At 39.3% G+C, this 26,085-nt stretch carries 20 protein-coding genes and 3 pseudogenes; 11 read left to right on the forward strand and 12 right to left on the reverse strand.

Going from position 1 to position 26,085, the window contains the following annotated elements; translation table 11 throughout:
• Nucleotides 1–167: 167 nt before the first annotated feature.
• From vioA to vioE, 5 genes are read left to right on the forward strand one after another with little or no spacing between them, the layout of a single operon-like run.
• The gene (gene vioA / locus AC3KVK_RS19265) at nucleotides 168–1,454 is read left to right on the forward strand and encodes a flavin-dependent violacein biosynthesis tryptophan-2 monooxygenase VioA (RefSeq protein ID WP_490310031.1); all 1,287 of its coding nucleotides are present in this window, start codon (nucleotides 168–170) and stop codon (nucleotides 1,452–1,454) included.
• 37 nt (nucleotides 1,455–1,491) lie between these two features.
• Complete coding sequence (gene vioB, locus AC3KVK_RS19270) at nucleotides 1,492–4,521, forward strand: iminophenyl-pyruvate dimer synthase VioB (protein ID WP_490310030.1); 3,030 nt, start codon at nucleotides 1,492–1,494, stop codon at nucleotides 4,519–4,521.
• A 2-nt stretch (nucleotides 4,522–4,523) separates the two neighbouring features.
• Complete coding sequence (gene vioC, locus AC3KVK_RS19275) at nucleotides 4,524–5,813, forward strand: NADP-dependent violacein biosynthesis oxygenase VioC (protein WP_490310029.1); 1,290 nt, start codon at nucleotides 4,524–4,526, stop codon at nucleotides 5,811–5,813.
• Nucleotides 5,813–6,946, forward strand: coding sequence for a flavin-dependent violacein biosynthesis monooxygenase VioD (gene vioD, locus AC3KVK_RS19280; RefSeq protein ID WP_490310028.1), 1,134 nt, complete (start codon nucleotides 5,813–5,815; stop codon nucleotides 6,944–6,946). The genes vioC and vioD overlap by 1 nt, the downstream gene beginning before the upstream one ends.
• Nucleotides 6,947–7,546: a violacein biosynthesis enzyme VioE gene (gene vioE, locus AC3KVK_RS19285; protein ID WP_490310027.1), complete on the forward strand. Its 600-nt coding sequence runs from the start codon at nucleotides 6,947–6,949 to the stop codon at nucleotides 7,544–7,546.
• Nucleotides 7,547–7,623: 77 nt separating this feature from the next.
• Here vioE and trpS read toward each other — a convergent pair whose 3' ends face one another.
• A complete protein-coding gene (gene trpS / locus AC3KVK_RS19290) occupies nucleotides 7,624–8,622 on the reverse strand; it encodes a tryptophan--tRNA ligase (RefSeq protein WP_490310026.1) in 999 nt (332 codons plus the stop codon).
• 293 nt (nucleotides 8,623–8,915) lie between these two features.
• On the opposite strand from trpS, the pseudogene AC3KVK_RS19295 reads away from it, so the two are divergent.
• Nucleotides 8,916–9,913: pseudogene (locus AC3KVK_RS19295) on the forward strand (IS3 family transposase); the annotation flags it as partial.
• A gap of 211 nt (nucleotides 9,914–10,124) precedes the next feature.
• Here AC3KVK_RS19295 and AC3KVK_RS19300 read toward each other — a convergent pair.
• Together AC3KVK_RS19300 and AC3KVK_RS19305 are read right to left on the reverse strand one after the other, a co-directional pair.
• Complete coding sequence (locus AC3KVK_RS19300) at nucleotides 10,125–11,153, reverse strand: IS110 family RNA-guided transposase (RefSeq protein WP_518526943.1); 1,029 nt, start codon at nucleotides 11,151–11,153, stop codon at nucleotides 10,125–10,127.
• Between the two features lie 59 nt (nucleotides 11,154–11,212).
• Nucleotides 11,213–11,680, reverse strand: a complete 468-nt coding sequence (locus AC3KVK_RS19305) for a hypothetical protein (RefSeq protein ID WP_490313775.1) — start codon at nucleotides 11,678–11,680, stop codon at nucleotides 11,213–11,215.
• Nucleotides 11,681–11,798: 118 nt separating this feature from the next.
• On the opposite strand from AC3KVK_RS19305, the pseudogene AC3KVK_RS19310 reads away from it, so the two are divergent.
• Nucleotides 11,799–12,919 (forward strand): annotated as a pseudogene (locus AC3KVK_RS19310) (IS110 family RNA-guided transposase).
• 466 nt (nucleotides 12,920–13,385) lie between these two features.
• Here AC3KVK_RS19310 and AC3KVK_RS19315 read toward each other — a convergent pair.
• A complete protein-coding gene (locus AC3KVK_RS19315) occupies nucleotides 13,386–13,895 on the reverse strand; it encodes a hypothetical protein (protein ID WP_490313760.1) in 510 nt (169 codons plus the stop codon).
• A gap of 530 nt (nucleotides 13,896–14,425) precedes the next feature.
• The gene (locus tag AC3KVK_RS19320) at nucleotides 14,426–15,115 is read right to left on the reverse strand and encodes a hypothetical protein (protein WP_490313759.1); all 690 of its coding nucleotides are present in this window, start codon (nucleotides 15,113–15,115) and stop codon (nucleotides 14,426–14,428) included.
• Between the two features lie 167 nt (nucleotides 15,116–15,282).
• On the opposite strand from AC3KVK_RS19320, the gene AC3KVK_RS19325 reads away from it, so the two are divergent.
• Nucleotides 15,283–16,326: an IS110 family RNA-guided transposase gene (locus AC3KVK_RS19325; protein WP_518526944.1), complete on the forward strand. Its 1,044-nt coding sequence runs from the start codon at nucleotides 15,283–15,285 to the stop codon at nucleotides 16,324–16,326.
• Nucleotides 16,327–16,866: 540 nt separating this feature from the next.
• On the opposite strand, the gene AC3KVK_RS19330 is transcribed toward AC3KVK_RS19325, so the two are convergent.
• Together AC3KVK_RS19330 and AC3KVK_RS19335 are read right to left on the reverse strand one after the other, a co-directional pair.
• Entirely contained in the window at nucleotides 16,867–17,424 is a 558-nt protein-coding gene (locus AC3KVK_RS19330) for an HNH endonuclease (RefSeq protein WP_490313762.1), read from the reverse strand.
• 335 nt (nucleotides 17,425–17,759) lie between these two features.
• Nucleotides 17,760–18,233: a hypothetical protein gene (locus tag AC3KVK_RS19335; protein ID WP_490313761.1), complete on the reverse strand. Its 474-nt coding sequence runs from the start codon at nucleotides 18,231–18,233 to the stop codon at nucleotides 17,760–17,762.
• Nucleotides 18,234–18,564: 331 nt separating this feature from the next.
• Here AC3KVK_RS19335 and AC3KVK_RS19340 point away from each other — a divergent pair.
• A pseudogene (locus tag AC3KVK_RS19340) lies at nucleotides 18,565–19,504 on the forward strand (IS110 family RNA-guided transposase).
• Between the two features lie 52 nt (nucleotides 19,505–19,556).
• Here the strand turns inward: AC3KVK_RS19340 and AC3KVK_RS19345 are convergent.
• Together AC3KVK_RS19345 and AC3KVK_RS19350 are read right to left on the reverse strand one after the other, a co-directional pair.
• Nucleotides 19,557–20,477: a histone deacetylase family protein gene (locus tag AC3KVK_RS19345; RefSeq protein ID WP_490313763.1), complete on the reverse strand. Its 921-nt coding sequence runs from the start codon at nucleotides 20,475–20,477 to the stop codon at nucleotides 19,557–19,559.
• On the reverse strand, nucleotides 20,474–20,920 hold the full coding sequence (locus AC3KVK_RS19350) for a hypothetical protein (RefSeq protein WP_490313764.1): 447 nt from the start codon (nucleotides 20,918–20,920) through the stop codon (nucleotides 20,474–20,476). The genes AC3KVK_RS19345 and AC3KVK_RS19350 overlap by 4 nt, the downstream gene beginning before the upstream one ends.
• A 152-nt stretch (nucleotides 20,921–21,072) precedes the next feature.
• Between AC3KVK_RS19350 and AC3KVK_RS19355 the strand changes: the two genes are divergently transcribed.
• A complete protein-coding gene (locus AC3KVK_RS19355) occupies nucleotides 21,073–22,227 on the forward strand; it encodes an IS110 family RNA-guided transposase (RefSeq protein WP_518526945.1) in 1,155 nt (384 codons plus the stop codon).
• A gap of 550 nt (nucleotides 22,228–22,777) precedes the next feature.
• Here AC3KVK_RS19355 and AC3KVK_RS19360 read toward each other — a convergent pair.
• From AC3KVK_RS19360 to AC3KVK_RS19370, 3 genes are all read right to left on the reverse strand, one after another.
• Entirely contained in the window at nucleotides 22,778–23,191 is a 414-nt protein-coding gene (locus AC3KVK_RS19360) for a hypothetical protein (RefSeq protein WP_490313756.1), read from the reverse strand.
• Nucleotides 23,192–23,349: 158 nt separating this feature from the next.
• A complete protein-coding gene (locus tag AC3KVK_RS19365; protein ID WP_490313757.1) occupies nucleotides 23,350–23,889 on the reverse strand; it encodes a GrpB family protein in 540 nt (179 codons plus the stop codon).
• A 121-nt stretch (nucleotides 23,890–24,010) separates the two neighbouring features.
• The gene (locus AC3KVK_RS19370; RefSeq protein WP_518526946.1) at nucleotides 24,011–24,322 is read right to left on the reverse strand and encodes a CPCC family cysteine-rich protein; all 312 of its coding nucleotides are present in this window, start codon (nucleotides 24,320–24,322) and stop codon (nucleotides 24,011–24,013) included.
• Nucleotides 24,323–24,445: 123 nt separating this feature from the next.
• On the opposite strand from AC3KVK_RS19370, the gene AC3KVK_RS19375 reads away from it, so the two are divergent.
• Nucleotides 24,446–25,600, forward strand: a complete 1,155-nt coding sequence (locus AC3KVK_RS19375) for an IS110 family RNA-guided transposase (RefSeq protein WP_518526947.1) — start codon at nucleotides 24,446–24,448, stop codon at nucleotides 25,598–25,600.
• Nucleotides 25,601–26,085 lie beyond the last annotated feature (485 nt).

Raw genomic sequence — 26,085 nt, forward strand, 5'->3', positions numbered from 1 at the left:
CAAAAAATCACCACTTCAGAATAGACAAGTAAGGCTAAATATCTTTTTTCTATTCCCTATTTAAGGAACATGTGTTAGTTTACATTCGTTTACACAGTACCTCATTGAGGTACCGAAGAATATAAAGTAATCATCATGCTATTTTTATTTTTCAGGGAATATGAAAGATGTCGAATCAAGAAAATACTATATCCATTGTAGGGGCTGGAGTTTCGGGAATTATGTGCGCACTCACGCTCGCTAATTTTCATTTAGGTAACAAAAAAACAATTCGTGTTTTTGAACAGAAAAAGCGGGTGGGTGGTAGAGCCCATGCAATAAAAATTCAAGAGCAATTTATCGACCTTGGGGCTGGTCGGTTTTCACCACAACTTCATAAAAATATTAATGAGCTTGTTGCACATTTTAATATTGAAAATGAAAGTTTTCCGTTTACTCAATTAACCAGACCACAAGAGCTGCATAGTCAATTAAAAGAAATTTTAAACAAATTGAAGCCCATGTGTGATGAACATAAAAATGACTCATTCATAAACTTTTTAACCGCTTATTTAGGTGAAGATCAAAGTAAAGACATCATTAACGCGCTTGGTTATGATTCTTTATCACTGCCCTTTATCACCCCTAATATTGCATACGACATAATAGAAAAGCACCCAGAGATCCAAGGGTTTTCTGATAATGCAGGTTATACCTGGCGTAACCTTAAAGAAGGGTTTTGTACTCTTCCACAAATATTGTATGACCGCGCAGTCGAATTAGGTGTTGAATTTCATTTCGATTATGAACTCATAACAATCGATAACCATTCAAAAACGCCCGCATTAACTCTAAAAAACAGCAATGATGATATTGTTCGCATCACTCACGGAGACATGATAGTCACCTTACCTCCTACTGCCATGAGTAGACTCAATTGTAATTTCCCACAAGATTGGACCCATTACACTTATGGCTCAATTCCGCTTTTTAAAGGTTTCCTTTTTTATGATAACCCCTGGTGGCAAGAGTTATCTTTAACTGATCATGTGATTATTACCAATAACCCAATCAGAAAACTCTACTTTAAAGACAATCGCTATATCTTTTTTTACACAGATAGTGATTTCGCTAATTACTGGCAAGAAACAATTCAACATGGCGAAGCCCATTACTTAAAAACCGTCAAAGAATTAATGGCTAGTGCAATTCAATGCGATATAGAACAAATCCCAGATCCGATTGAGCACACTCATAAATATTGGATACATGGCGTTGAGTTTTCAAAAGAGTGTAGCCCCACTCACCCACTGAGCTTTGTCCATAAAAAAAGCAAAATTATATCCGCTTCAGATGCATATACACCTCATTGTGGCTGGATGGAAGGCGGTGTTATGGCAGGAAAGAGCGCAGCACTTAAGTTACTTAAGCGTATTGAGGCTGAAGAAGAAAGCCAAACAGATAATCATAAATAAAAAATCAAGCAATGATCAATATAGGAAATGACATAAAATGAGTATTCTCGATTTACCCCGAGTTCATTTTAAAGGATCGGCGCGTGTTAACGTGCCCACAGCAAACAGAAATATCAAAAATACGCTTGATATCGCCACAAATACGGTTTTACAAAATGGTTCTGAATTTGATTTAAAACAACACCCAAGCAAATGCCATGAATATTTAAAGTCTTTTACTCCCAAATTTAATCATTTAGGTCAAGAAGATCCTGAGGGCGATTTTAATCAAGTAGCCGGGTATAACATGATGGGTAATAACCATTTTTCTTGGGAAAATACCTACATTACATCAGTACAGCTACATCATGGGCAACATCAAACAACCGACCCACTAGTAGGCAGCAAGTTGGGTTTATGGGGGCATTACAACGAATACTTAAGAACATCTTTTAATCGCGCTCGGTGGGTTGATAATAATCCCACACGGCGGGATTCCGCTTTAATTTATGCTGGTCAACTGACCATTAGTGATACAAATGCATCTGCAAATACAGCACATATTTTATCTGCAGATATAGATTGCACACATGGTGTTCGTTGGCTAAATCCTAGCTATATAATCGAACAGCCTAATCATTTCTTAAGTGATGAGATGGCTGAAGCAAGGTTATTTCAATTTTCTGTGTGTAAAAAGAATCAGAACTTTTTATTTAACCAGTTAAAAATCGACTCACCTTTTTTAGAACAATTGAAAATAGCACTTGAAGATCCAGATGTACTTGGCTTAACGGTGCAATATTGTGTATCGAATCTATCACCACCTCAACAACCCGATACCCCTGTGTTTTGTGATCTACATGGCACAATCGGTTTATGGCGTAGACATGAGATGGCTACGAATCCAACTGGCCGTATTTTGCAACCAGACAACCCATCTCAATTTTCACCAATTACAGTGAAGGTTCACAATGGCTGGGCAAGTTTAAATATGCCTATTAGCCTTCCACATAAAGCTTATGTAGAAGCGTTACCTGTAAAAAATGCTCAGCCGCCCAAACTCGCAGAGAAAATCTCTTTAGGAGATTTAGTTTTAAAATCAAATATGGGTGAAATTATTGCGATTTTACCTGAATCTATGTATCAACACTCAGATAACAACCATGTTTTTGATATCCCTTTAGTAACTGGCAATACACCCTTTGATCAACTGTCTCTGAGATTAGAGTCAAACCAACATACATGGCATGAATCGGATTGGCAGATACAAGCTGAACAAAACATTATCGCAATTGAGTCACCCAACCCTAACGACGACATTAAAAGCATCAAAGAAATTGATGTATTCAGTTACTTTAGGGGTAAACCTCAAGCAATTAATAATTTAATACCCTTTATAGCTTCACCGCAAACGATTAGATGTGATGCATATATTGAAACTGACCATCATGGTAAAGGAAGACTGAGGATTGAGAGTTTAGCAGCCGGTAGTGGAGAGCTTTTTTTAGGCGAACATAATAGTCCAATTCAAGTACGTATTCTCAGTGATGATTGGCATCTGCTCGATGTGGCAGATGAAGAGGTCGATTACGACTTTCTTTATCATAATGTGATGGGGTATTACGAACTACTTTACCCATTTATGGCTGACAAAGTATTTAGTATGGCCGATAAATGTAAATGTGAAACTTACGCGCGCTTAATGTGGCAGATGTGCGATCCAAATAATCGTGATAAAAGTTATTACATGCCCAGCACTAGAGAAATGTCGTCAGTAAAATCGCACCTCTTTCTAAAATACTTAAGTAATGTTGAGCAATCAGCAATTCCTAAACCCCTCCCCGAATTACAAAATCCAATCACTGTAAACGGGAGTATTAAAAATAAAACCCAATTAATTGCAAAGCTTCGTGATGCGGTCGATCTCGAGCTATCAATTATGCTGCAATATCTTTACAGCGGCTATTCTTTACCCACTTATGCAGCAGGCGAGCAACTCGTCAATTCTGGTCGTTGGACTCAAGAACAATTAGCGTTAGTCAATGGGACCAAAGACAGACGTAGAAATAGCGGCTGGCGAGGGGCTATTTTAGAAATTGCGCATGAAGAAATGATTCATTATTTGGTGATTAATAATATTTTAATGTCTTTAGGTGAACCTTTTTACCCTGGAGAGCCTATGTTTGGCCAAGCAGCAAAAGATAAGTTTGGTTTAGATACTGAGTTTTCTTTTGAGCCATTCTCGGAACATATTATTGCTAAATTTGTTCGTTTTGAATGGCCGCACTTCTTTGCTTCGGTAGGTAAATCAATTGCCGATTTTTATAATGATATTCGAATCGCGCTCAATGAGATCCCTAATTTATACACTGGTGAAATAAGTAAAAAAGGCGGCGAACATCATTTATTTTTAAATGAGATCATAAATCGTGCTTATCCTAATTACCAATTTGAGGTGTATGATAAAGAAACGGCATTATTTGCTATCGATTTTGTCACTGAGCAAGGCGAAGGGGCCAGTGCAGATTCACCTCAATTCGAATTAAGTCATTTCAATCGTTTAAGATCAATTTCTAAAAAGCTCACATTGAACGATATTCCATTTGAACCCGCATATCCAGTATTGAAAAACCCAGTCATTAGCGAACGCACGGGCTGCAATGTCGTCACCGATCCTGATAGCAGGGCTTTAATGGCTTTCTATCAAGGGTGCCATGAACTTATGTTCAAAATGATGATGCAACACTTTGCTCAAACAACACCCGTTAGTATGAGGCGATCTCGCTTAATGAATGCAGCCATTGATTTAATGACAGGAATTTTAAGGCCATTATCAGTGCATTTAATGACCCGACCTTCCGGTATTGCGGGTCGAAATGCCGGGCCTCCTTTACCGCGAGCAATCAATTTTAATGCGACCGAAGATTATCACCAAGGCTGTTTTACACTCGCACAAGAATGTAAAAACCTCGCAAAAATGGCCCAAACAGTATCGGCGACACCGCCAGAGACACAAATAGAACTACTCGAATTTTATCATAATCAAATGATCCAACTCGCAACCAGAAAATTATCAAGGGAAGGCTAATAATGAAAAAAATAATCATTGTTGGTGGTGGCCTAGCAGGCAGCCTAACAGCAATTTTTTTGGCTAATAAAGGACTTGAAGTACATGTCATTGAAAAGCGGGGTAACCCTTTACTCGATCAACATGATTACATAGATCAAGTCAGTTCAAGAGCTATCGGTGTCAGTATGACAGTCCGTGGCATTGAGGCAGTTGTTAGTGCCGGCATTCCACTTAATGAGCTGCAAGATTGTGGGATTGAGGTGTCTGGCATGTCTTTATTTGTTGGTGGTAAAAATAAAATACGAGAATTACCTCCATTAGATAAATTAAAGCCGCTCTCACTTAGTCGCAGTGATTTTCAGTTATTACTCAACAAGTATGCAGAAAAAGCAGGGGTTCATTACCATTACAACCAACGCTGTATCGAAGTTAATTTAGATAAATGTCACTTATTAACTCAAGATTTGAATAACAATTTTATTGAGCACGATGGTGACTTATTAATTGGTGCTGATGGTGCACGCTCTTGTGTCAGAGATGCCATGCAAACCCATTGCCGCCGCTTTGAATTTGAGCAGTCATTTTTCAAACATGGTTATAAAACTTTAGTGATCCCTGATGCAAAAACCGTTGGTTTAGCTCCTGATTTATTGCATTTTTTCGGCATGGATTCTAATGGACAATTTGCTGGACGAGCAGCCACTATTCCTGATGGCAGTATAAGCTTTGCCGTATGTTTACCTTTTACTGGCAAAGTGAGCTTACATACCGATGATAAAGAAGCAATGCGTGCATTTTTTGAGCGTTACTACAGTATGCTACCTCAAGAGATACGCACTGAATTACTTGAACAATTTATGGTTAAACCTAGTAATGACTTAATCAATGTCAGATCGTCTACTTTCCATTACAAAGACAAAGCCGTATTGATAGGTGACTCAGCTCATGCAACCGCGCCATTTTTAGGCCAAGGAATGAATATGGCATTAGAAGATGCCTACGTTTTAGCTGAATTATTTGATAAATGCGATGGTAATTTAACGGATATTTTACCTGAATTTACAAACTTACGAAAAATAGAAGCTGATGCAATGCAAGATATGGCGCGCGCCAACTATCAAGTATTAAGTTGCTCAAACCCTGTTTTCTTTTTACGAGCGCGCTATTTACGCTACATGGGACAAAAATTCCCTACGCTTTATCCCCCTGATATGGCGGAAAAATTATATTTCACCTCCATGAAATACAGCAAAATTAGACAGCTTCAACAAAAGCAAAATGTTTGGTACAAAATAGGAAGGTTAAACTAATGAATATTCTTGTGATCGGTGCAGGACCTGCCGGATTAATGTTTTCTAGTCAAATTAAACAGTTAAATCCTGATTGGGACATTAAGATTATAGAAAAAAACAACCAAGAAGAAAGCGTTGGTTGGGGGGTCGTGCTACCAGGGAGAGCGCCACATCACCCAGCTAATCCACTTTCATATTTATCAAATCATGAATCATTAGATGCGCAATATTTAGAGCACTTTAAACTCACTCACCACAATGAATCCGCTTTAACTAAAACAGGCGTTACATTATGTGGTGCTGAACGTAAATCAATGGTGCGCGAACTCAGGCAATTATGTATTGGATTGGGCATAGGCATCCAATATGAAAAGCCTGCATTAGCATTAAATGATTTAGAGTGTAATAACTATGATTTAGTGGTGGTGTCTAACGGCATAAATCAAACATCAACATATTATACAGACACATTAAAACCGACAGTTGAATTCGGTAAAAACCGCTATATGTGGTACGGAACAACTAAAAAGTTTGATGAAATGAACTTAATTTTCAAAACGAAAGCTAAAGGTATTTTTGTTGCTCACTGTTATAAATACTCCAGCAATATGAGTACCTTTGTTGTTGAATGTAGCGATGAAACCTATCGAAACTCAGGTTTAGGTGAAATGTCGACTCAAGATGCCGAATCCTTTATTGCAGCAGTGTTTCAAGAAGAACTCGATGGCCATGAAGTTATCTCTCCTAAGGGGTTGAAATGGCGTAAATTTATGACATTGAGTCATGAAAAAGCCTATAGCGATAATATTGTATTAATTGGCGATGCATTACAATCTGGGCACTTTTCTATTGGTCATGGCACAACGATGGCTGTTGTCGGTGCACAACTATTGGTTAAATCAGTGCATGACCATGCAAAAAACCTACCGAAGGCGCTAGAAGACTTCAATGAACAAGTCATGCCACTGATGCAGTTATTTGAACAGCATGCAAGCACCAGCCGTTTATGGTTTGAAACAGTGGAAGATCGCATGCATTTATCCACTCCTGAGTTAGCAAAAAGTTTTGCGACACGTCGAGACGCATTGCCACCTTTGCCACCCGCACTTGGACAAGCACTCGAAAAAGCGTTATCTAGAGGAGTGCAATAAATGCAACTGAGTAAAGTAACCAAAACACCACCTTTATTACCGGAACAATGGAGTAGTAGCTATATCTCATACTGGATGCCAATGCAGCCTGAGGATGATATTACTTCAGGTTATTGCTGGTTCGATTATACAAAAAATGTATGTCGTATTGATGGGATATTTAATCCTTGGTCAGAGATAAAAATGGGTAATAGATTATGGATGTCAGAAATAATGTATCCAAGTACTGACGAATCTTTTAAATCGAAAGTAGCGTATACACGTGACGATATGAAAAATACATCTGAATTTTCAGCGCAAGTATTAGATGATGCAATCGATCCGTGTCATGAATTAATACTTACACAAGATGTCTTAATTGTATGTGATGCGCAATATATGGGCATTGAAACAGTGTTAGGCCATCAAGCTGAAAAATGGTTTTTCCAACGTCCTGATAACAAAGGTCCAGCTACATATTATTTTATTAGTGGCACGAATCATCTGATACGTATGATTACCGGGGATCCAAAAGTATGTGCATCAGTCAGAGACTTTCCTAATTTTAATACTTATAAAATAGATACAAAAATTTTCAAACCAGAGCCGTTAAATAAATAACACTCTGGATGGGAATGAGGGCTAACAGCCATTAAAAATAACACATATTTAATGGCTGTTTTTATCGATTTACTCTTTCAAAATAAATTTAATCCAAAAGAGGTTTTAACACGCTGTACAACGGTTTGTGTTTGTTGATTAGCCAATTCAGTACCTGATTTTAAAATTGCAATAAGCTCACTTTGATCGGCTAAAAAATGCTCTCGCTTAACTCTTATCGGCGTTATTAAGCTGATTAAGCAATCAGCAAGAATACCTTTTAATTTACTATCTCCCAACCCACCTGCTGCATAATGGTTTTTCAATTGCGTAATAAAAGCTTTGTCTTCATAAAAGGCGTCTAAGTAAGTAAATACAACATTACCTTCAACTTGCCCTGGGTCATCAACTCTTACATGGTTGGGGTCTGTATACATCGCACGAACAGCCTTAACTATCATGTCATCCGTACTGCCGAAAGTAATTACATTACCCAATGATTTTGACATTTTAGCTTTACCATCCACTCCTGGTAACCTAGGCGTATCACTTAATAATGGCTTCGCTTGAGTTAACACAGTTTTTTGTGCAATGTTATTTAATTTTCTAACAATTTCATTAGTAATTTCGATCATAGGTAGCTGATCATCGCCTACTGGCACTAAAGTCGCGTCAAATGCCGTTATATCCGCAGCCTGACTGATTGGATAACTAAAAAAACCGGCAGGAATCGAATTGCCAAACTCTTTACTCGCAATCTCAGCCTTAACAGTTGGATTGCGCTCTAAACGAGACACTGAGACTAAGTTTGCGTAAAACATGGTCAGTTCAGATAAAGCAGGCAATGCAGACTGCAAACAAATCGTTGTTTTAGTAGGACAAATTCCGACAGCCAAGTAATCAGCTAATACATTTAAAATATTACCAGAAACCTTTTTTGGATTATGACTATTATCAGTCAACCCTTGTAAATCAGCGATTAAGATCGTTTGCGAATGTTGGTTTTGTAATTCGATTCTATTTTTTAATGAGCCAACATAATGGCCTAAATGCAGTGGCCCTGTAGGTCTATCGCCAGTTAAAATTGTGTGCTTCATGTGTATTTCCTTCAATTTAAGTAGCGACCGAAAGAAATAGTATGATATTCAACTGTTACCTTCCGGCAGCCGTTGAACAAATAGGTTCAAGTGCCGCTCTAACTAGAGCGCCACCAGCAAATTAGTGAGATAAAACAGAGTATTTTCATAGCGATAAACTAACACTTAATTTGTGAATAAACAATCTTGATGTACCTTTTTTGTGTATTTAAATTCAACTGAATAACACTGATCTGCTTTAATCAAACAGGACACTTTAATAATGGAATATAATCCAATTATTGAGGTGTTAAATGACAAAACGAACAAACAGAAGTTACACGGCAGAATTTAAACAAGAAGCTGTGGCATTGATAACCGAACAAGGTTATAGCGTACCAAAGGCAGCAGCGTCTTTAGGTATCACGGATAAGTTACTTTATAACTGGAAAGCTAAATTTGAATCAGAACAATCTGGAGCCAGTTTAAATGCGGATGAACGAGCTGAGCTGTTAAGACTACGCAAGGAAAATAAAGAGCTAAGGATGGCAAAAGAGATATTAAAAAAGGCCAGCGCCCTCCTGCTAAAGGAAACCAAGTAACGTTTAAAACGATTAAGCAGTTATCTTCAGTATTTCCCGTCGTTCAGCTCTGTAAAGTGATGAAAGTAAGCCGCAGTGCTTATTACGCTTGGCTCAAACGGCCAACTAAAATTATCACAGCGGATCAACTGAATTTATATCGACAGGCAAAGCATTTCTTCGAGAGAAGCAGAAATAGCTTGGGCTATCGGGAGCTTAGAAAGAAATTACGCAGAGAGGGCTTTAACGTCAGTGATTATGGCGTTCAAAAGTTAATGGCAACACTTGGCTTAGTGGTTACTCAACGAGTGGCTTACAAGGTAACAACCAAGCGTAAACACAGTGATGTCGTTGCTGATAACTTGTTGAACCAGAACTTTAACCCTGTGGCTCCAAATCAGGTATGGGCTGGTGATGTTACGTATCTTAGAACTGGCGAAGGTTGGATGTATCTAGCTATTGTCATGGATTTATATTCACGCCGTATTGTTGGCTGGCACATTGATAAACGGATGACGACTGACTTGGTGAGTAAAGCGATGATGAAAGCTTATAACTTACGCCAACCGACAAAAGGCTTAGTATTTCATAGCGATAGAGGCTCACAATATACCAGTAAACATTATCGTGGACTGTTAGCCAACTATGGCATTAGGGCGAGTATGGGTGACGTTGGTGCGTGTTGGGATAATGCTGTTGTAGAAAGATTCTTTGGCAGCTTAAAACATGATTGTAGTCTCTTATGTGGACTCCCATTTATCAACAACTATTTTAACTAAATATATTCGCTTTCTTATGTACGAGTTTTAAATGAGGCGCTACCTCGACTCCAAGATAATTTCGCGTGTTAGAGCACTCTTCTTGTTAACGAGCGTTTCGCTCTTGAGACTATACTGTGTCATCTAACATGTTATTAATTTAGCTAAAATTGATGTTTGAACTTTATAATAAAACAGCTCTATATTCTGTTTTATTATTGATTAAAGAAAAAGCGGTTCTAACTGTTTTATTGGCTAATGCGACAGCTGCACACTTTTTTCCTCGCCGTTCTATTAACGCCTTAAGCCAGCGCTCTTTACTCGTTTTTGCCTCTCGCTTAACGACTTGTTGGATCACAGCCATTGCACCTGTAATGAGTAAACTGCGCAATGTTGTATTTCGACGTCGGCTGATTCTACCTAAACTTACTTTGCCACCAGAGCTATGTTGAGTCGGTGTCAAACCAATACAAGCAGCAGCATCCTTGCCCGCTTTAAAGCGAGCTAATTCACCCGATGACAGATTAATAAAGAGATGAATAGCATTTAAAATCCCAACACCTTCTAATTGCATTAGTTTTTTACAGCTTGGTGTCTCATCAATCCATTTCGATAATGCTAAATCATAAGCCGCTATTGCTTCAGTTAACGTTAAATATAAATCCAATGACACTTTAAGCATTTTTCTAAATGCATCACAAAAACCATTTTCTGGATCTTCTAATGTATCTTGAATGGTACCGACAAACTGACTGATTGAGCGTCCACTGCTTATATTAAATTCTCGTAGTAAACCTGTGAGTTGATTTTTAAGCGCTACTTTTTGTTTAACACTGTGTTCTCTCAATTTGAGCATTGATTGAGCTTGTTGTTCATTCATTGATTTTGCGGTAATAAAATGTACGTCGGGTAACAGCGATGCTTGTAAAACGGCTAAAGCATCATTTTTATCTGTTTTTTGATTTTGACGAACAGACATCACTAATCGCGCTGATATTAATAAGGAATGATGACCAAGTGAAGTTGCAAATTGATGCCAGTAATTAGCACTGGCACAGGCTTCAAAAATAATCGTTGAAGGACTGAGTGATACTAAGTACTCTCTAAATTGCTGCAGTGTCATCTCATTATTTGAGTGCACTTTATTATTTGTAGAACTACAAACTTGTATTAATTTATGAGCTAAATCGACACCAATTCTTAACTTATTCACTATCGAACTCCGGAAATAATTTCTACTTCAGTGTAGAAGTTGGGAGTCCAATTATCTTGTTAGGTGTTTTGTTTGACCAAACTAGCTTTAATATTTTTTATACAGCTTAATGATAAGTCAATTGGATCCATACTATAACGAATGCCAGCGACATCACTTCTATTTGGAAAACTATAAGCTTTGATTAACTCCAATGTATCCAGATTTAACATAAATGTATATTCAATATTTTTAGCTGGATAAGTCGCTATGATATTAAAATATGGAGGTAATTTACTTCGAGTGTGATACCAAGAGCTTGAAAATGAAAGTTCACTTTTAACCAAAAATCTAGAAATACACTCAGGAATTAATAATTTTCGATTAGCTATTCGCAAACTTGAATTTTTAACTTTGAAAGTTGCAGGTAAATATTTTGAAGGTAACCCTTTCAAATTACCACTTTCATCAAGAGTAATACCTGTATCTTTGTGTGCGAAACAAAAGAAACTAGAAAACATTAATAATAGTAAGAAACTTAATCTCATCCTGAGAAATACCTAGACATAATGACTCCCACACGGTGCTAGCCTCCGCATTTTCGTGGGTTAGCTTAAAGCCAGAGCCATAATTAGTTTGTCAAATAACTAAACAGCAGAGGCTAGCATGACTAAACATAACATACTTTTCATTGGCTTAGATACTCATAAAGAGTTTGTGGAAGTGGCATACATTGAAGATAATCGCGGTGCAAAACCCATTCATTTCGGTCGTATTTCTTCTGCTAAAGTCGCTATTAAAAAGCTTATCAGGCAATTTGAGTCTAAATATCCCAGTGCAACTCTGCATTTCGTTTATGAAGCTGGCCCCTGTGGTTATTGGATTTACCGCTTAATTACTTCTCTTGGACATTGTTGTTACGTAGTTGCCCCTTCGCTTATTCCTAAAAAGCCTGGGGAGCGTGTAAAAACTGACAAACGTGATGCCCTTAAACTGGCTAAATTACTTAAGTCTGAAGACTTAACCCCTATTTATGTACCTGAGCCTGAAGATGAAGCTGTTCGTGATTTATCTCGTGCTCGAGAAGTTGCGATGAAAGACTTAAAAGATGCCAAATACCAACTAAAGGCACTGCAAACTGGTCTCTCAAACACTTACGTTGGCTCACAGAGCTGGTATTGCCACACCCCGCACAACAAATCGTTTTACAAGAGTTTATTCAAACTATAAACGAGCGAATTGCACGATTGGAGCGACTCGACAACGAACTCTCTCACCATGTTTATCAATGGCGATACTACCCTGTTGTTAAAGCCATTCAGGCTATGCGCGGTGTTCGTTTGCTTGTGGCCGCAGGTGTTGTGGCTGAGCTTGGCGATTTAACTCGTTTCGACCATCCGCGAAAACTCATGAGTTATCTTGGCCTTGTACCTAGTGAACACTCCAGCGGTGGTAAAAGGCATATTGGCGCCATCACAAAATGCGGGAATGGCCGTGCAAGGCGCTTATTAGTCGAAGGTGCTCATAGTTATCGCCATGCTGCCAACATCTCGACTGAACTACAAAAGCGACAAGAAGGCTTACCAAAACAGATTGTTGATATCGCATGGAAAGCGCAGTTAAGGCTCTGTAAGCGTTATAAAAAGCTCATTAATAAAGGCAAGCATTACAACCTCGTTGTCACCGCCATTGCCCGTGAAATGATTGCTTATATCTGGGCAATCGCAAAACAGATTGTACTCTCACCGGCAAATCCTAAATTAAGATTATCAAGAGTACCTGCTTAATATGAACGAATTAGAGTTAATGCATTGGGTCAAGCATCGGGTGTGGCACAACCACCGACGGCGTTAGGATGGCAATGTTGCTACCGTAACATTGAACCACGAACATAGACTGAAGACAGGTGCCACGTCGAGTTAAGTAAGGTCTGCTCTGCTCATGAAAGTGAGTAACCAACGACAAAATTGTCAGGAACAATTTTGAACTGCGTAGCTGATTCACGAAAGGCAGGACGCCTGTAGTCATACCAGCATGAAAACCGACGAAATTACTTGCTTCATCCTATGCGTTAACTCTCTCTAATTCGAGTGAAGAAATTATGGCTTAAAGTTAGGCAAGGATCAGTGTGTTTAACTTGACAGTGGGAGTCATACCAACGCCCACTTAAGCGGACAAAAATTGTTGGCTATAATGTGTAGCGGAGCGAAACGTAGCCAACTGTTTTTGTTCCGTTTAAAGTGCTTGTTAACTTTACAATATACCGAGTAACCCAGAGACTGCTCCACCTAGAATCGCGGCAACAGTTGGATTTGTTAGTAATGATTTAAGTTCACCTTTAGCTTTTTCCTTTTCAACAGGTGTAGCATCTGTTGAATCAATTTCAGCAGCTAACTGCTCAAATGAGTTCACTATATTTTGGACGTTACCATCACCAACTTGTACATTAGAATTATGAATATGAAATGTGTTACTTGCAGCCACTTTTTTCTCCTGCTCAATTTTTGAAGCTTTAGTTATTTGCAGAACATAGTGAGCTTTAATCATTCTCATGCCTGAGCTATATTTAACGTCCGTTACTTTAAATTGTTCTTCTCTACCATTTGGTAGTTTTTGAATGGCAAAGTCACCTTCATCTACGATCAATTTATCATTAAAAATTGTTAACTGATTAGCACCAAATTTAGTTTTAAATGGTCCACTTCTTTCACCAGATGCTTTTTCAAAAAACACATCGTCATTCATCATTTGTTGTAGAGACATTTGCACTCCGAAGTAAAGTTAACGCCGCAATAAGCGGCCAGATTATGGTTGGCTAAACTTGTTGAGGAACGAAACACCAGCCAACCGTTAGATGTCCGCTCTTAATTGCTTTGTTATTTGCCCGCTTTATACCTTGAGCTTTGCAAATATTGCTCTAGCTACCCTGAGTACAACCACATATACAATAATAAAAGTAACTAGTATTCCCGCTAGTCCCATGATGACTATTTGGGTTGGCATTTCTCTCAAAGGTTGCTCAACGTCAACGTTTAAGAGACCTCCCATATAGTGCGTAAAATAAACTACCGAGAAAGTGGCCAAAAACACAAGAATTGCATATACGATATGTCGAATTATTTTGGCCTTGAAATTAGGCGCTGCATCAATTCTATAGTTAAATTTATTCAAGAAATTCCGAATCCTTTCAGGGCATATAACGCCGCAAATAAACGGCAAAAAATAGTTGGCTAAAATTTGTGAGGTACGAACAAAGCCAACTGTTTTTTGTCCGCACTTTTTAATTTGCCTTGTTATGTTGCATTAACACAAGGGTAACCAATTTCTGAAATATCTTTTTTTAGCTGTTTTATTGATACTTCAGGGTTTACTTCTTTAACCAATTCTTCGGTTAAAGGTAAATGGTTATAAATCTTTGCAATAGTTGTAACATCCAGATCTAATTCATAATACTCTTGAGCAAATACCCTATATGTTTCAGGGTTACAGTCAAAGATTTCTAAAAGATATTCTGAACCATCAGGATCTTCGTCATCTGCAAATTCGAAGTCACCTTTATCCCAATAGTCTGCCGAATGAAGTTTCCAAATACAAAATGAAATATTATCCATAGAGAAAGCAGGTTCTTTAGAGGCAGTAACGAATTCAGAAGGCAATCCTTTTAATAAACCTGGCCATGGAACTTGCCCATCAGTACTCCAAGATGACATTGAAGATTCATGGTCAAAACCTTTAATAAAGCAGCCCTCTTGATTGAATAGTACATAGAAGTCATCACCACAACCATTCCTCATCGACCCCATTTGCTCATTAACGTCCCAATTTGAATTGAATGAATAAAAACGTTCATCCCATTCAGGGGACATAATTGCATCTAGCATTGCGAGTGATTGAAGTAGCTTTTTTAACTGCAATACTTCTGGCATTGAGTTTAAATTTTTAGTTGATATAGCATCCAATGCTGGAGACTCCTTTTGCAACATAACGCCGCCTTAAGCGGAACAAAAGTAGTTGGCTAAAATTGTTGAGGCACGAAACAAAGCCAACTGTTTTTGTTCCGTTTAAAGGCCTTGATAATCATTGAGCCTCCTCCCTAGCAAGCCGCATCAGCGGTATGCTTAAGGCAACCAAACCTACAGGAGAAAGCTCAATGAGATTTTATAATAACGCACATCCATACTACTGCGGTATCGATTTACATGCACGCTTACTTTATGTCTGCATCATTGATTCTCATGGCGAAGTAGTTGTCCATAAAAAGATTGGCGCTGATAAAAATGATTTATTACGCCTACTCGAACCTTACATCGGCAATGTGATTGTCGGCGTTGAGTGCATGCATTGTTGGTATTGGGTGTCAGACTGGTGCGCTGAACTCGGGATTGATTTTGTTTTAGGCTATGCCTTGTACATGAAAGCCATTCACGGTGGTAAAACCAAAAACGATAAAGTCGACTCATTTAAAATTGCCACTTTATTGCGCGGCGGTAACTTTCCTGTAGCTTATGATTACCCAAGTGAAATGCGCGCTACTCGTGATTTATTACGTCGACGATTGAAGATTGTCCGCCACGGGGCCATGCTCAAAGGTCATGTTGTAAACACCAACAGTCAATACAACCTGCCTGAAACTGAGTTAAATCTTAAAAATATTTCAACAAGACAAAAGCTTCGCGAGCAATATCACGACCCAATCGTGCAGCGCAATATCGATTTAGACATGGCACTCCTTGATTGTTATGCAAAAGAACTCGCACAGGTTGAATGGTTCATCGAAAAACAAGCTAAAAACCACAACCCTGTTTATTTAGAATTACTGAAAACCGTGCCTGGTATTGGCAAGATTTTATCGCTGACAATCTTGTATGAAATTGGCGAAATCCGTCGTTTTGAATCAGTACAAAAATTTGCTTCTTACTCACGGTTGGTCAAATGCAAAGCAGAGTCGGCCGGTAAAACCTACGGTACTCAAGGCAATAAAATCGGCAATGCACATTTAAAATGGGCTTTCTCTGAAGCCGCTGTACTTTATCTTCGGGGCAATGACAAAGCACGTAACTACCTCAATCGATTACAAAAACGAATGAGTAAAGCGAAAGCATTATCAGCACTGGCCCATAAGTTAGGACGCTGTGTCTATTTCATGTTAAAAAACAAAACGGTGTTTGATGAACAACGATTCTTAAAAGGATAAGTCGCGCAATAAGGTGAGCTGAACGTCTAACTAGATACTCTTGAAAAAGAGAAACGAGCATGACCGTGAATGAGGTGGCTAATGAAGCAATGACTTCTCAACATCATCACTATGCCAAATGCTATTTAAGCTACATCGCCTTGATTAGACACCTTATTGGCGCGCACTAATACAATCAACAAAGTCGTTTACACCTTAAATGAGCCTGAAACTAACTGTGCAAAAAGCACCTATGACTTGAATAGTGCCATCTTAGGGTTAACCGATAAATGTCTCGGCTTTGGCTTCCTGCGTCGCTCTACCTCCTAAATCCATTTAGTCGTAGTGCCCCTAACATTTCAATGGATTGAAAAGCGTTAGGCAGCGATAAGATCGCACTAAGAGAGCCTCTATATGTGTTTGCTGTAAACGACGATTTAACAGCTAACCGACAGACGAAGTAGATGAGTTTGTTGATTGATTTGGATTTGACCGCTTGCGCGGTCAAAAAGATAAGTAATGCCTATTGACGAGAGATCGGCTCATATGTGTTAGATTTATCTACCAAAAATTCGCAATCTTTCCAGTAGTTGTTGTTTTATAGCCACCTTTTTCTGTATTGCACTTTTGGCAGAGAATCTGCAGGTTAGTAGGGTCATTCACTCCACCAATATTTAGTGGAACAATGTGATCTACAGCTAGACTAACTCCATTAACGTACAAGCTACTTAAGTCTGTTTGGCAAATAGCACAGTGGCCTTTGTCTCTTCGGTATAAAGCTTGTTGTAGCCATGTAGGCCAATAAGTACACCTTAAGAAAACTCCATCACGCTTTAAATATTTAGGATACTCAATGAATTTAAGCTGTGATGTGTTTTTTGAGGCTTCTAAATGAAACTGTTTTAGCAATTCACGGTCTTGAAAAAGTAAATTGAAAATTTCATTTGTAAGATTTTTTACGACTTTCGTTTCGATTAAGTCTAACAGGTAACTCTCAAAATCATCGCCATGATAATCCTCACAAAAGGAGAAGTTTATCTCATATGCTTTTAGTATTTTGTAAATATCAGGATAAACAATTTCACCAGTTTTTCTCAAAGCATAATAGTAATCTTCCATGACATTTAACTCGATAAAGTCATGCAACATGCTCTGCTTGTCAGGCTTTATACCCTTTTCAAAAAAGGGGGCATAGTCATCAAAAAAATAATTTATATCGATTAAAGATCTTTCACCAAATATTCGATCTCTAATTACTGAAGAAAAAGCAAAAGCTTTTCCTGAGATGAAATCACTGAAAATGATATTTACTCCTAAAATCTAACGCCTTTAGCAGCGGCGCCTAACGCGTAGTTTGCTTTGTGTTAATTTGGAGCGAAGCGACAACACAAAGCAAACGGAGTATTGGGCGTCCTAGCGCACGTTTCTTTGTGCGCGATTGCTGCCTAAACTTGTTAGGTGTTTTTACATTCACCCTTGATTAAAATGTTTGAATCAATGGATTTAAAGCGGTTTTCCTTCGACCAGCCAATGATTTCATATGCCCACTCTTCTGCTTCACTATCTGAAGTTAACAATGAATGCGGTATTTCGATACGATTTTTCTTAAATCTATTAACGATATTAATTTTAAGCTCCGATCCTGCGTCTCCATTATAGCTACTAGAAATAGCGAAATAGCTAGGAGATAAGCCAGAGGACTTTTCTAACTCTTCAGATTGTTTCTCAGTCAGCTTAAAAATGTAAGGTGTACCGGTGTTGTCCGAGTTTGTTCGGCATAAATAGTAATAGTCAATCAAATATATTTGATCATCTGTTAATTGGAATTCTGTCTTTTCCGCTTCCGGAAAACGTCCGCTTGGATCAAACATATAACCATCAGAAAAAGCTATTGATGGTACTAATAGTAAAATGATAGAAAAGGCCAACCTCATAGGACACCTAACGCCTCGTTAAGAGGCAAAAAATTGTTGGCTAAAATTAGCGACGAAGGAGCAAAAGCCAACTGTTTTTTGTCCTTTTAAACGACTTGTATGGATAATAAACCCATCTAATTATTCTTTTAAACCGGGTTCGGGTAAGGTGAGACCCAGGCTTTAGCTGCAACTAAAGCTCTCTTTTGTGGTAGTTCGATTGAGCGATGGCTCCTCTGTTGAGAGACCGATAACAAGAATGAACGCCACAAAAGACTCCAAGCATCACACTCGAATAGTCTACTGGGTCTCGAACCCGCATTATGCAAGCAAGAGTTAGCTTATTATGAAAACAAATACTAATCAAAACATTAATGTCGGTGTCGATACCGGAAAATTTCAACTCGATATTTATATTCGCCCTCTTGATATCTATTTCACCGTTAAGAACGATGAAAAAGGGATTGCTGAGGCAATTAAAAAAATCAAAATTCACTCTCCAAAACGTATCATTATTGAAGCCACTGGCCGCCTTGAAATGCCCTTTATTATTGCATGTGCAAAGGCCAATTTACCTTTTGTCATTGCCAACCCAATACACATAAAACGCTTTGCTGGTGCCATTGGTCAACGCGCCAAAACCGACAAGCTAGATGCACAGTTAATTGCACATTATGGCGAGGCAATTAAACCCACACTCTCCACCCTAAAACCTGACATCATGCAGACTATGAGTGATTTGGTTGCCAGAAGAAATCAGCTGTTAGTCATGCAAACGATGGAAAAAAACCGCCTACAAATTTTACCAAAAGAGCTGATTTCAACCATCAAACCTATTTTAACGGCCTTTAAAAATCAGATTGAAAAAATTGAAAATAAAATTCTAAAACTCATTGAATCATGCCCTGAATATTCAGCCAAAAACACGATTCTACAAAGCATGAAAGGCATTGGTAAAATTGCCGCTGCCTCCATCATCAGTAACTTACCTGAGCTTGGCTATATGTCGAATAAAGAAGCCGGTGCATTGGTTGGCGTTGCGCCTATGAATCGCGAAAGTGGCCGCTATAAAGGGCTTCGAAAAATTCAAGGTGGGCGGCATCAAGTACGCACCGTTTTATACATGGCGATGATGTCAGCCATCCAATCTAACCCTGTTTTTACAGCGATTAGTTGCTACTGGGAAACCTAAAAAAGTAGCGCTTATTGCGTGTGTCAGGAAGATGATTGTGATCTTAAATTCGATGCTCAGAGACGGAGTAATGTGGGAAGCGCCAAAAGTTTAAAATTAGCTATTGACGCCATAGTCTCTTGTTAACTGGCTTTTGCAAAATAGAATTAAAATGAGCTCAATTCATTTATTGCACAAGATACAGCTTGAGCACTTTCTCGAGAGTAGCCACCACCACCTAGAAAAACGACAGGAATACCTAATGTTTTTAAGTGTTGCAATGTGGTCATTTCCCGTTTAACCACATCCTCTATCGTTAAACTCATGCCTCCGAGCTTATCTGTTTCTAATACATCAGTCCCCGCTACAACAAATGCGATTTTGTACTCACCAGTTAATTTATTTAAAGCATCTTGATAGCTAGCTAAATATACATCTCCAGTCACCTTTGCAGGCACTGGTACAGGTATATCAACACGCTCTCTAGTAGAATGGGTTAAAGGGTAAATAGACTCATTAAATACATCTAAAATTGTTACATTATGATTATCCATGAATGTCCGAGCATTGCCATTGCCATGATGGGCATCGGTATCAATGATGAGTAATTTATCAGAGGGATTGAGTTGATTACTTTTAATTAATTCTTGATATGTTATTCCAATATCATTGTAAACGCAGAACCCCTCCATACTATGCTGACTAGCATGGTGATAACCTCCTGCTAAATTCCAACAATTTTGACCTGCTAACGCTAGTTGAGCAGCTTTTAATGTGTTACTAACACCATAACGCATGGGCAAAAGGACTTTACGATCAATATAACTAAACTTAACAAATGGTATAGAAGGGACTTCTAATGCCCTCATTACAGGGACTTTCTCTGTAATGAGCATACCTATAAGTTCATTGGCAAATTCATCAATAACCTCTGGTGAAATAGGCGATACAGCTGAGTGAAATTTTAAATTTTTATTATCTAGTATGTCTTTGTATATTTTATAGAATTTCATCCCATCAAAGGGATGTAAGTAATTCAACAAGCCTAAGTCAATGTTTAGCTTTTCATCGTAGAATACATTTATCATGACAATTCTCTTGCGTACCTTAATACTTGTTCAGGAGTCCAAATACCATAACCTAAAATAGACCCTAATTTACCATATTCTTTAGCTGTTGGTGTAAAACTCGGCTTTACCGCACCAGCTTGTAAACATTGGGCAATTATATGAGAGCAATTATTCCGAGCCAGTTGGTATCTAGGTGTGTTAATTTGGATTTTTTTTACAAAAAGTAATATTTCTTTTTCATCTAGATTATTTAGAGTGATAGTAATTGGCTGTCTATTGCCTTCATTTCTAATATCATCGGCCAAACTAGTCATGAAAGTTCCCGGTTGGCTAGTCTTAATTTTTAAATCTTTTTTACCTGCATCTCCATCAGGCCAAAAGCTAATATAAGTTGTACCAATTGTTAAAGCTGCATGACCTACATGTTCTGAGTTTTTTGTCCATATATGTACTTTTACCACGTTATATCTTCCTTAATATTAATAAATACGAAACGATTAGAGCCAGTTAGACATAATGACTCCCACACGGTGCTAGCCCCCGCATTTTCGTGGGTTAGCTTAAAGCCAGAGCCATAATTAGTTTGTCAAATAACTAAACAGCAGAGGCTAGCATGACTAAACATAACATACTTTTCATTGGCTTAGATACTCATAAAGAGTTTGTGGAAGTGGCATACATTGAAGATAATCGCGGCGCAAAACCCATTCATTTCGGTCGTATTTCGTCTGCTAAAGTCGCTATTAAAAAGCTTATCAGGCAATTTGAGTCTAAATATCCCAATGCCACTCTGCATTTCGTTTATGAAGCTGGCCCCTGTGGTTATTGGATTTACCGCTTAATTACTTCTCTTGGACATTGTTGTTACGTAGTTGCCCCTTCGCTTATTCCTAAAAAGCCTGGGGAGCGTGTGAAAACTGACAAACGTGATGCCCTTAAACTGGCTAAATTACTTAAGTCTGAAGACTTAACCCCTATTTATGTACCTGAGCCTGAAGATGAAGCTGTTCGTGATTTATCTCGTGCTCGAGAAGTTGCGATGAAAGACTTAAAAGATGCCAAATACCAACTAAAAGCACTGCTTCTTCGCAATAATATTAACTACGCTGGTACTGCAAACTGGTCTCTCAAACACTTACGTTGGCTCACAGAGCTGGTATTGCCACACCCCGCACAACAAATCGTTTTACAAGAGTTTATTCAAACTATAAACGAGCGAATTGCACGATTGGAGCGACTCGACAACGAACTCTCTCACCATGTTTATCAATGGCGATACTACCCTGTTGTTAAAGCCATTCAGGCTATGCGCGGCGTTCGCTTACTCGTGGCCGCTGGCGTTGTCGCTGAGCTTGGCGATTTAACGCGCTTTGACCATCCGCGAAAACTAATGAGTTATCTTGGCCTTGTGCCTAGTGAACATTCCAGCGGTGGTAAAAGGCATATTGGCGCCATCACAAAATGCGGGAATGGTCGTGCTAGGCGCTTATTAGTCGAAGGTGCTCATAGTTATCGCCATGCTGCCAACATCTCGACTGAACTACAAAAGCGACAAGAAGGCTTACCAAAACAGATTGTTGATATCGCATGGAAAGCGCAGTTAAGGCTCTGTAAGCGTTATAAAAAGCTCATTAATAAAGGCAAGCATTACAACCTCGTTGTCACCGCCATTGCCCGTGAAATGATTGCTTATATCTGGGCAATCGCAAAACAGATTGTACTCTCACCGGCAAATCCTAAATTAAGATTATCAAGAGTACCTGCTTAATATGAACGAATTAGAGTTAATGCATTGGGTCAAGCATCGGGTGTGGCACAACCACCGACGGCGTTGCCTAAATGGATGTAGGTAAGGAGCGTGAGCAGGAGCGGAAGCTTTAGGATGGCAATGTTGCTACCGTAACATTGAACCACGAACATAGACTGAAGACAGTGTGTCGCTGTGAAGCAGCCACGTCGAGTTAAGTAAGGTCTGCTCTGCTCATGAAAGTGAGTAACCAACGACAAAATTGTCAGGAACAATTTTGAACTGCGTAGCTGATTCACGAAAGGCAGGACGCCTGTAGTCATACCAGCATGAAAACCGACGAAATTATTTGCTTCATCCTATGCGTTAACTCTCTCTAATTCGAGTGAAGAAATTATGGCTTAAAGTTAGGCAAGGATCAGTGTGTTTAACTTGACTGTGGGAGTCATACCAACGCCGCAATAAAGGGCGGCCAATACGTAGGCTGCTTTGTGTTAATTTGGATCGCAGCGACAACACAAAGCAACCGGAGTGTTGGGCGTCCAGCCGGTATGTCTTTACCGGCGATCTTTCATTGCCTTGTTAGCCATTTTACCGCTACAAGCTGAAATATGTAGCGAATTACTAGGTGCAATGAGATAGCTAAAAGGCAGACAATTATAGCTACAACATACTGAGATATTGTATTCCCTAAGCTAAGTCTACTATTGACCAGATACATAGCCACTGGAACAGTTGGAGCTAGGCCAATAAGCATGACGAGCAATGAGTCAAGGAAAGACCGAATCACTGTTTTTTTCTGCCACATCACCGGGCCAAAAGCGAGAAATGCTAGAAAAATACCGCCTCCAAAAGGAAGTGGGAAAAGCTGAGTGAAGATAGAGTTTGGAATTGTCTTAGTAAATACAAACTGAAATGGGAATCCAGCTACAAATAAGCTTAGTAAAATTAGGCTTGAAAATTTCGGATTGATATTTCGATTCACCAGACATTCCTTTTATGGCTAACGCCGCAATAAAGGGCGGCCAATACGTAGGCTGCTTTGTGTTATTTTGGAGCGGAGCGACAACACAAAGCAACCGGAGTGTTGGGCGTCCAGCCGGTGTGTATTTACCGGCGATCTTTCATTGCCTTGTTAGCAATTTACGCGCAAGACAAAACCTTATTTATGAATGGCCACTTTTCTAGCGTGTATTTCTCACGATCAGATTTGTGCTGTATTGCAAGACGCGATTTAAGCTCGGCATACTCGGCAGCTAAACTTATGTCGCTACGAAGAGCGTCTCGAAACTGTATACGCTCCATCCATAACGGGCCTTCATAGGGTACAAGGTGCAAGTGATGAGTTCGAAATTCGTTCGAAGGTCGGCAAAACCAATGCATTACATCTCCCTTATATGGAAAGTAACAATATCCATTGTTGCTCAGAATTTCGATAGCTGGCCTTGCTTGCTCAAGTGATTTGATACCAAACATAATATCTATTACGGGTTTAGCAATAAGACCTGGTACCGCAGTACTGCCAACGTGCTCAATGCTTCCATAATTGTATTCACCGACCAAACTCAGTAAACGGTTCTTCTCAGCTTCAAACTTAGCAGGCCATTCAGAAGAGTATTCAGATAATTCAATAGGTGCTTGCGCCATAGCCACGATTCTAGGTTTGATTGCTAACGCCGCCATCAACGGCGGCCAATACGTAGCTTCTTTTGTGTTATTTTGGAGCGCAGCGACAACACAAAAGAAGCGGAGTGTTGGGCGTCCCAGCGCGCGTGTCTTTGCGCGCTAATGTTGAATGGCCTTGTTATGCATTTTTAACCTCGCCGTTACTTGTAGCGACAAAGTCTGTTTTAGAATTCTTTAAACGTGACCCTTTTGATGGAGGCTCCAACAATTGCCACAGTGGATCTTTGAAGTACCCTTCAGTATCTACAGATTCTTTTAAGAATTCATGCTGGGCCTCACGAAGACAGATTCCGTTGGCACCACCTTCGTAGTCCGGATCTTCATTTTGCACCAAATCATCTTCCCAGCCACAGAGCTCACAAATATCGTATGTACCTTTAGCAGGCTCATCGAAAGTCTTGTAGCCGCAACAAGGGCAAGTATATTTCACCGATCTCTCCGTGATGCATAGACATAATGACTCCCACACGGTGCTAGCCTCCGCATTTTCGTGGGTTAGCTTAAAGCCAGAGCCATAATTAGTTTGTCAAATAACTAAACAGCAGAGGCTAGCATGACTAAACATAACATACTTTTCATTGGCTTAGATACTCATAAAGAGTTTGTGGAAGTGGCATACATTGAAGATAATCGCGGCGCAAAACCCATTCATTTCGGTCGCATTTCTTCTGCTAAAGTCGCTATTAAAAAGCTTATCAGGCAATTTGAGTCTAAATATCCCAATGCCACTCTGCATTTCGTTTATGAAGCTGGCCCCTGTGGTTATTGGATTTACCGCTTAATTACTTCTCTTGGACATTGTTGTTACGTAGTTGCCCCTTCGCTTATTCCTAAAAAGCCTGGGGAGCGTGTAAAAACTGACAAACGTGATGCGCTAAAACTGGCTAAATTACTTAAGTCTGAAGACTTAACCCCTATTTATGTACCTGAGCCTGAAGATGAAGCTGTTCGTGATTTATCTCGTGCTCGAGAAGTTGCGATGAAAGACTTAAAAGATGCCAAATATCAATTAAAGGCGTTGCTGCTTCGTAATAATATTAATTACAAAGGCACTGCAAATTGGTCACAAAAACATTTACGTTGGCTCACAGAGCTGGTATTGCCACACCCCGCACAACAAATCGTTTTACAAGAGTTTATTCAAACTATTAACGAGCGAACTGCACGATTGGAGCGACTCGACAACGAACTCTCTCACCATGTTTATCAATGGCGATACTACCCTGTTGTTAAAGCCATTCAGGCTATGCGCGGTGTTCGTTTGCTTGTGGCCGCAGGTGTTGTGGCTGAGCTTGGCGATTTAACTCGTTTCGACCATCCGCGAAAACTCATGAGTTATCTTGGCCTTGTACCTAGTGAACACTCCAGCGGTGGTAAAAGGCATATTGGCGCCATCACAAAATGCGGGAATGGTCGTGCAAGGCGCTTATTAGTCGAAGGCGCTCATAGTTATCGCCATGCTGCCAACATCTCGACTGAACTACAAAAGCGACAAGAAGGCTTACCAAAACAGATTGTTGATATCGCATGGAAAGCGCAGTTAAGGCTCTGTAAGCGTTATAAAAAGCTCATTAATAAAGGTAAGCATTACAACCTCGTTGTCACCGCCATTGCCCGTGAAATGATTGCTTATATCTGGGCAATCGCAAAACAGATTGTACTCTCACCGATAAATCCTAAATTAAGATTATCAAGAGTACCTGCTTAATATGAACGAATTAGAGTTAATGCATTGGGTCAAGCATCGGGTGTGGCACAACCACCGACGGCGTTGCCTAAATGGATGTAGGTAAGGAGCGTGAGCAGGAGCGGAAGCTTTAGGATGGCAATGTTGCTACCGTAACATTGAACCACGAACATAGACTGAAGACAGGTGCCACGTCGAGTTAAGTAAGGTCTGCTCTGCTCATGAAAGTGAGTAACCAACGAATACCAGCATGAAAACCGACGACATTACTTGCTTCATCCTATGCGTTAACTCTCTCTAATTCGAGTGAAGAAATTATGGCTTAAAGTTAGGCAAGGATCAGTGTGTTTAACTTGACAGTGGGAGTCATACCAACGCCCTGTTAAGGGGCTGATAATGTTTGGCTAAAATGTGTAGCGAAGCGAAACCGAGCCAAACTTTAGCAGTCCCACCTTAAACAGCTTGTATGGATAATAAACCCATCTAATTATTCTTTTAAACCGGGT

It is taken from the genome of Pseudoalteromonas sp. J2K-J979 (assembly GCF_058169715.2).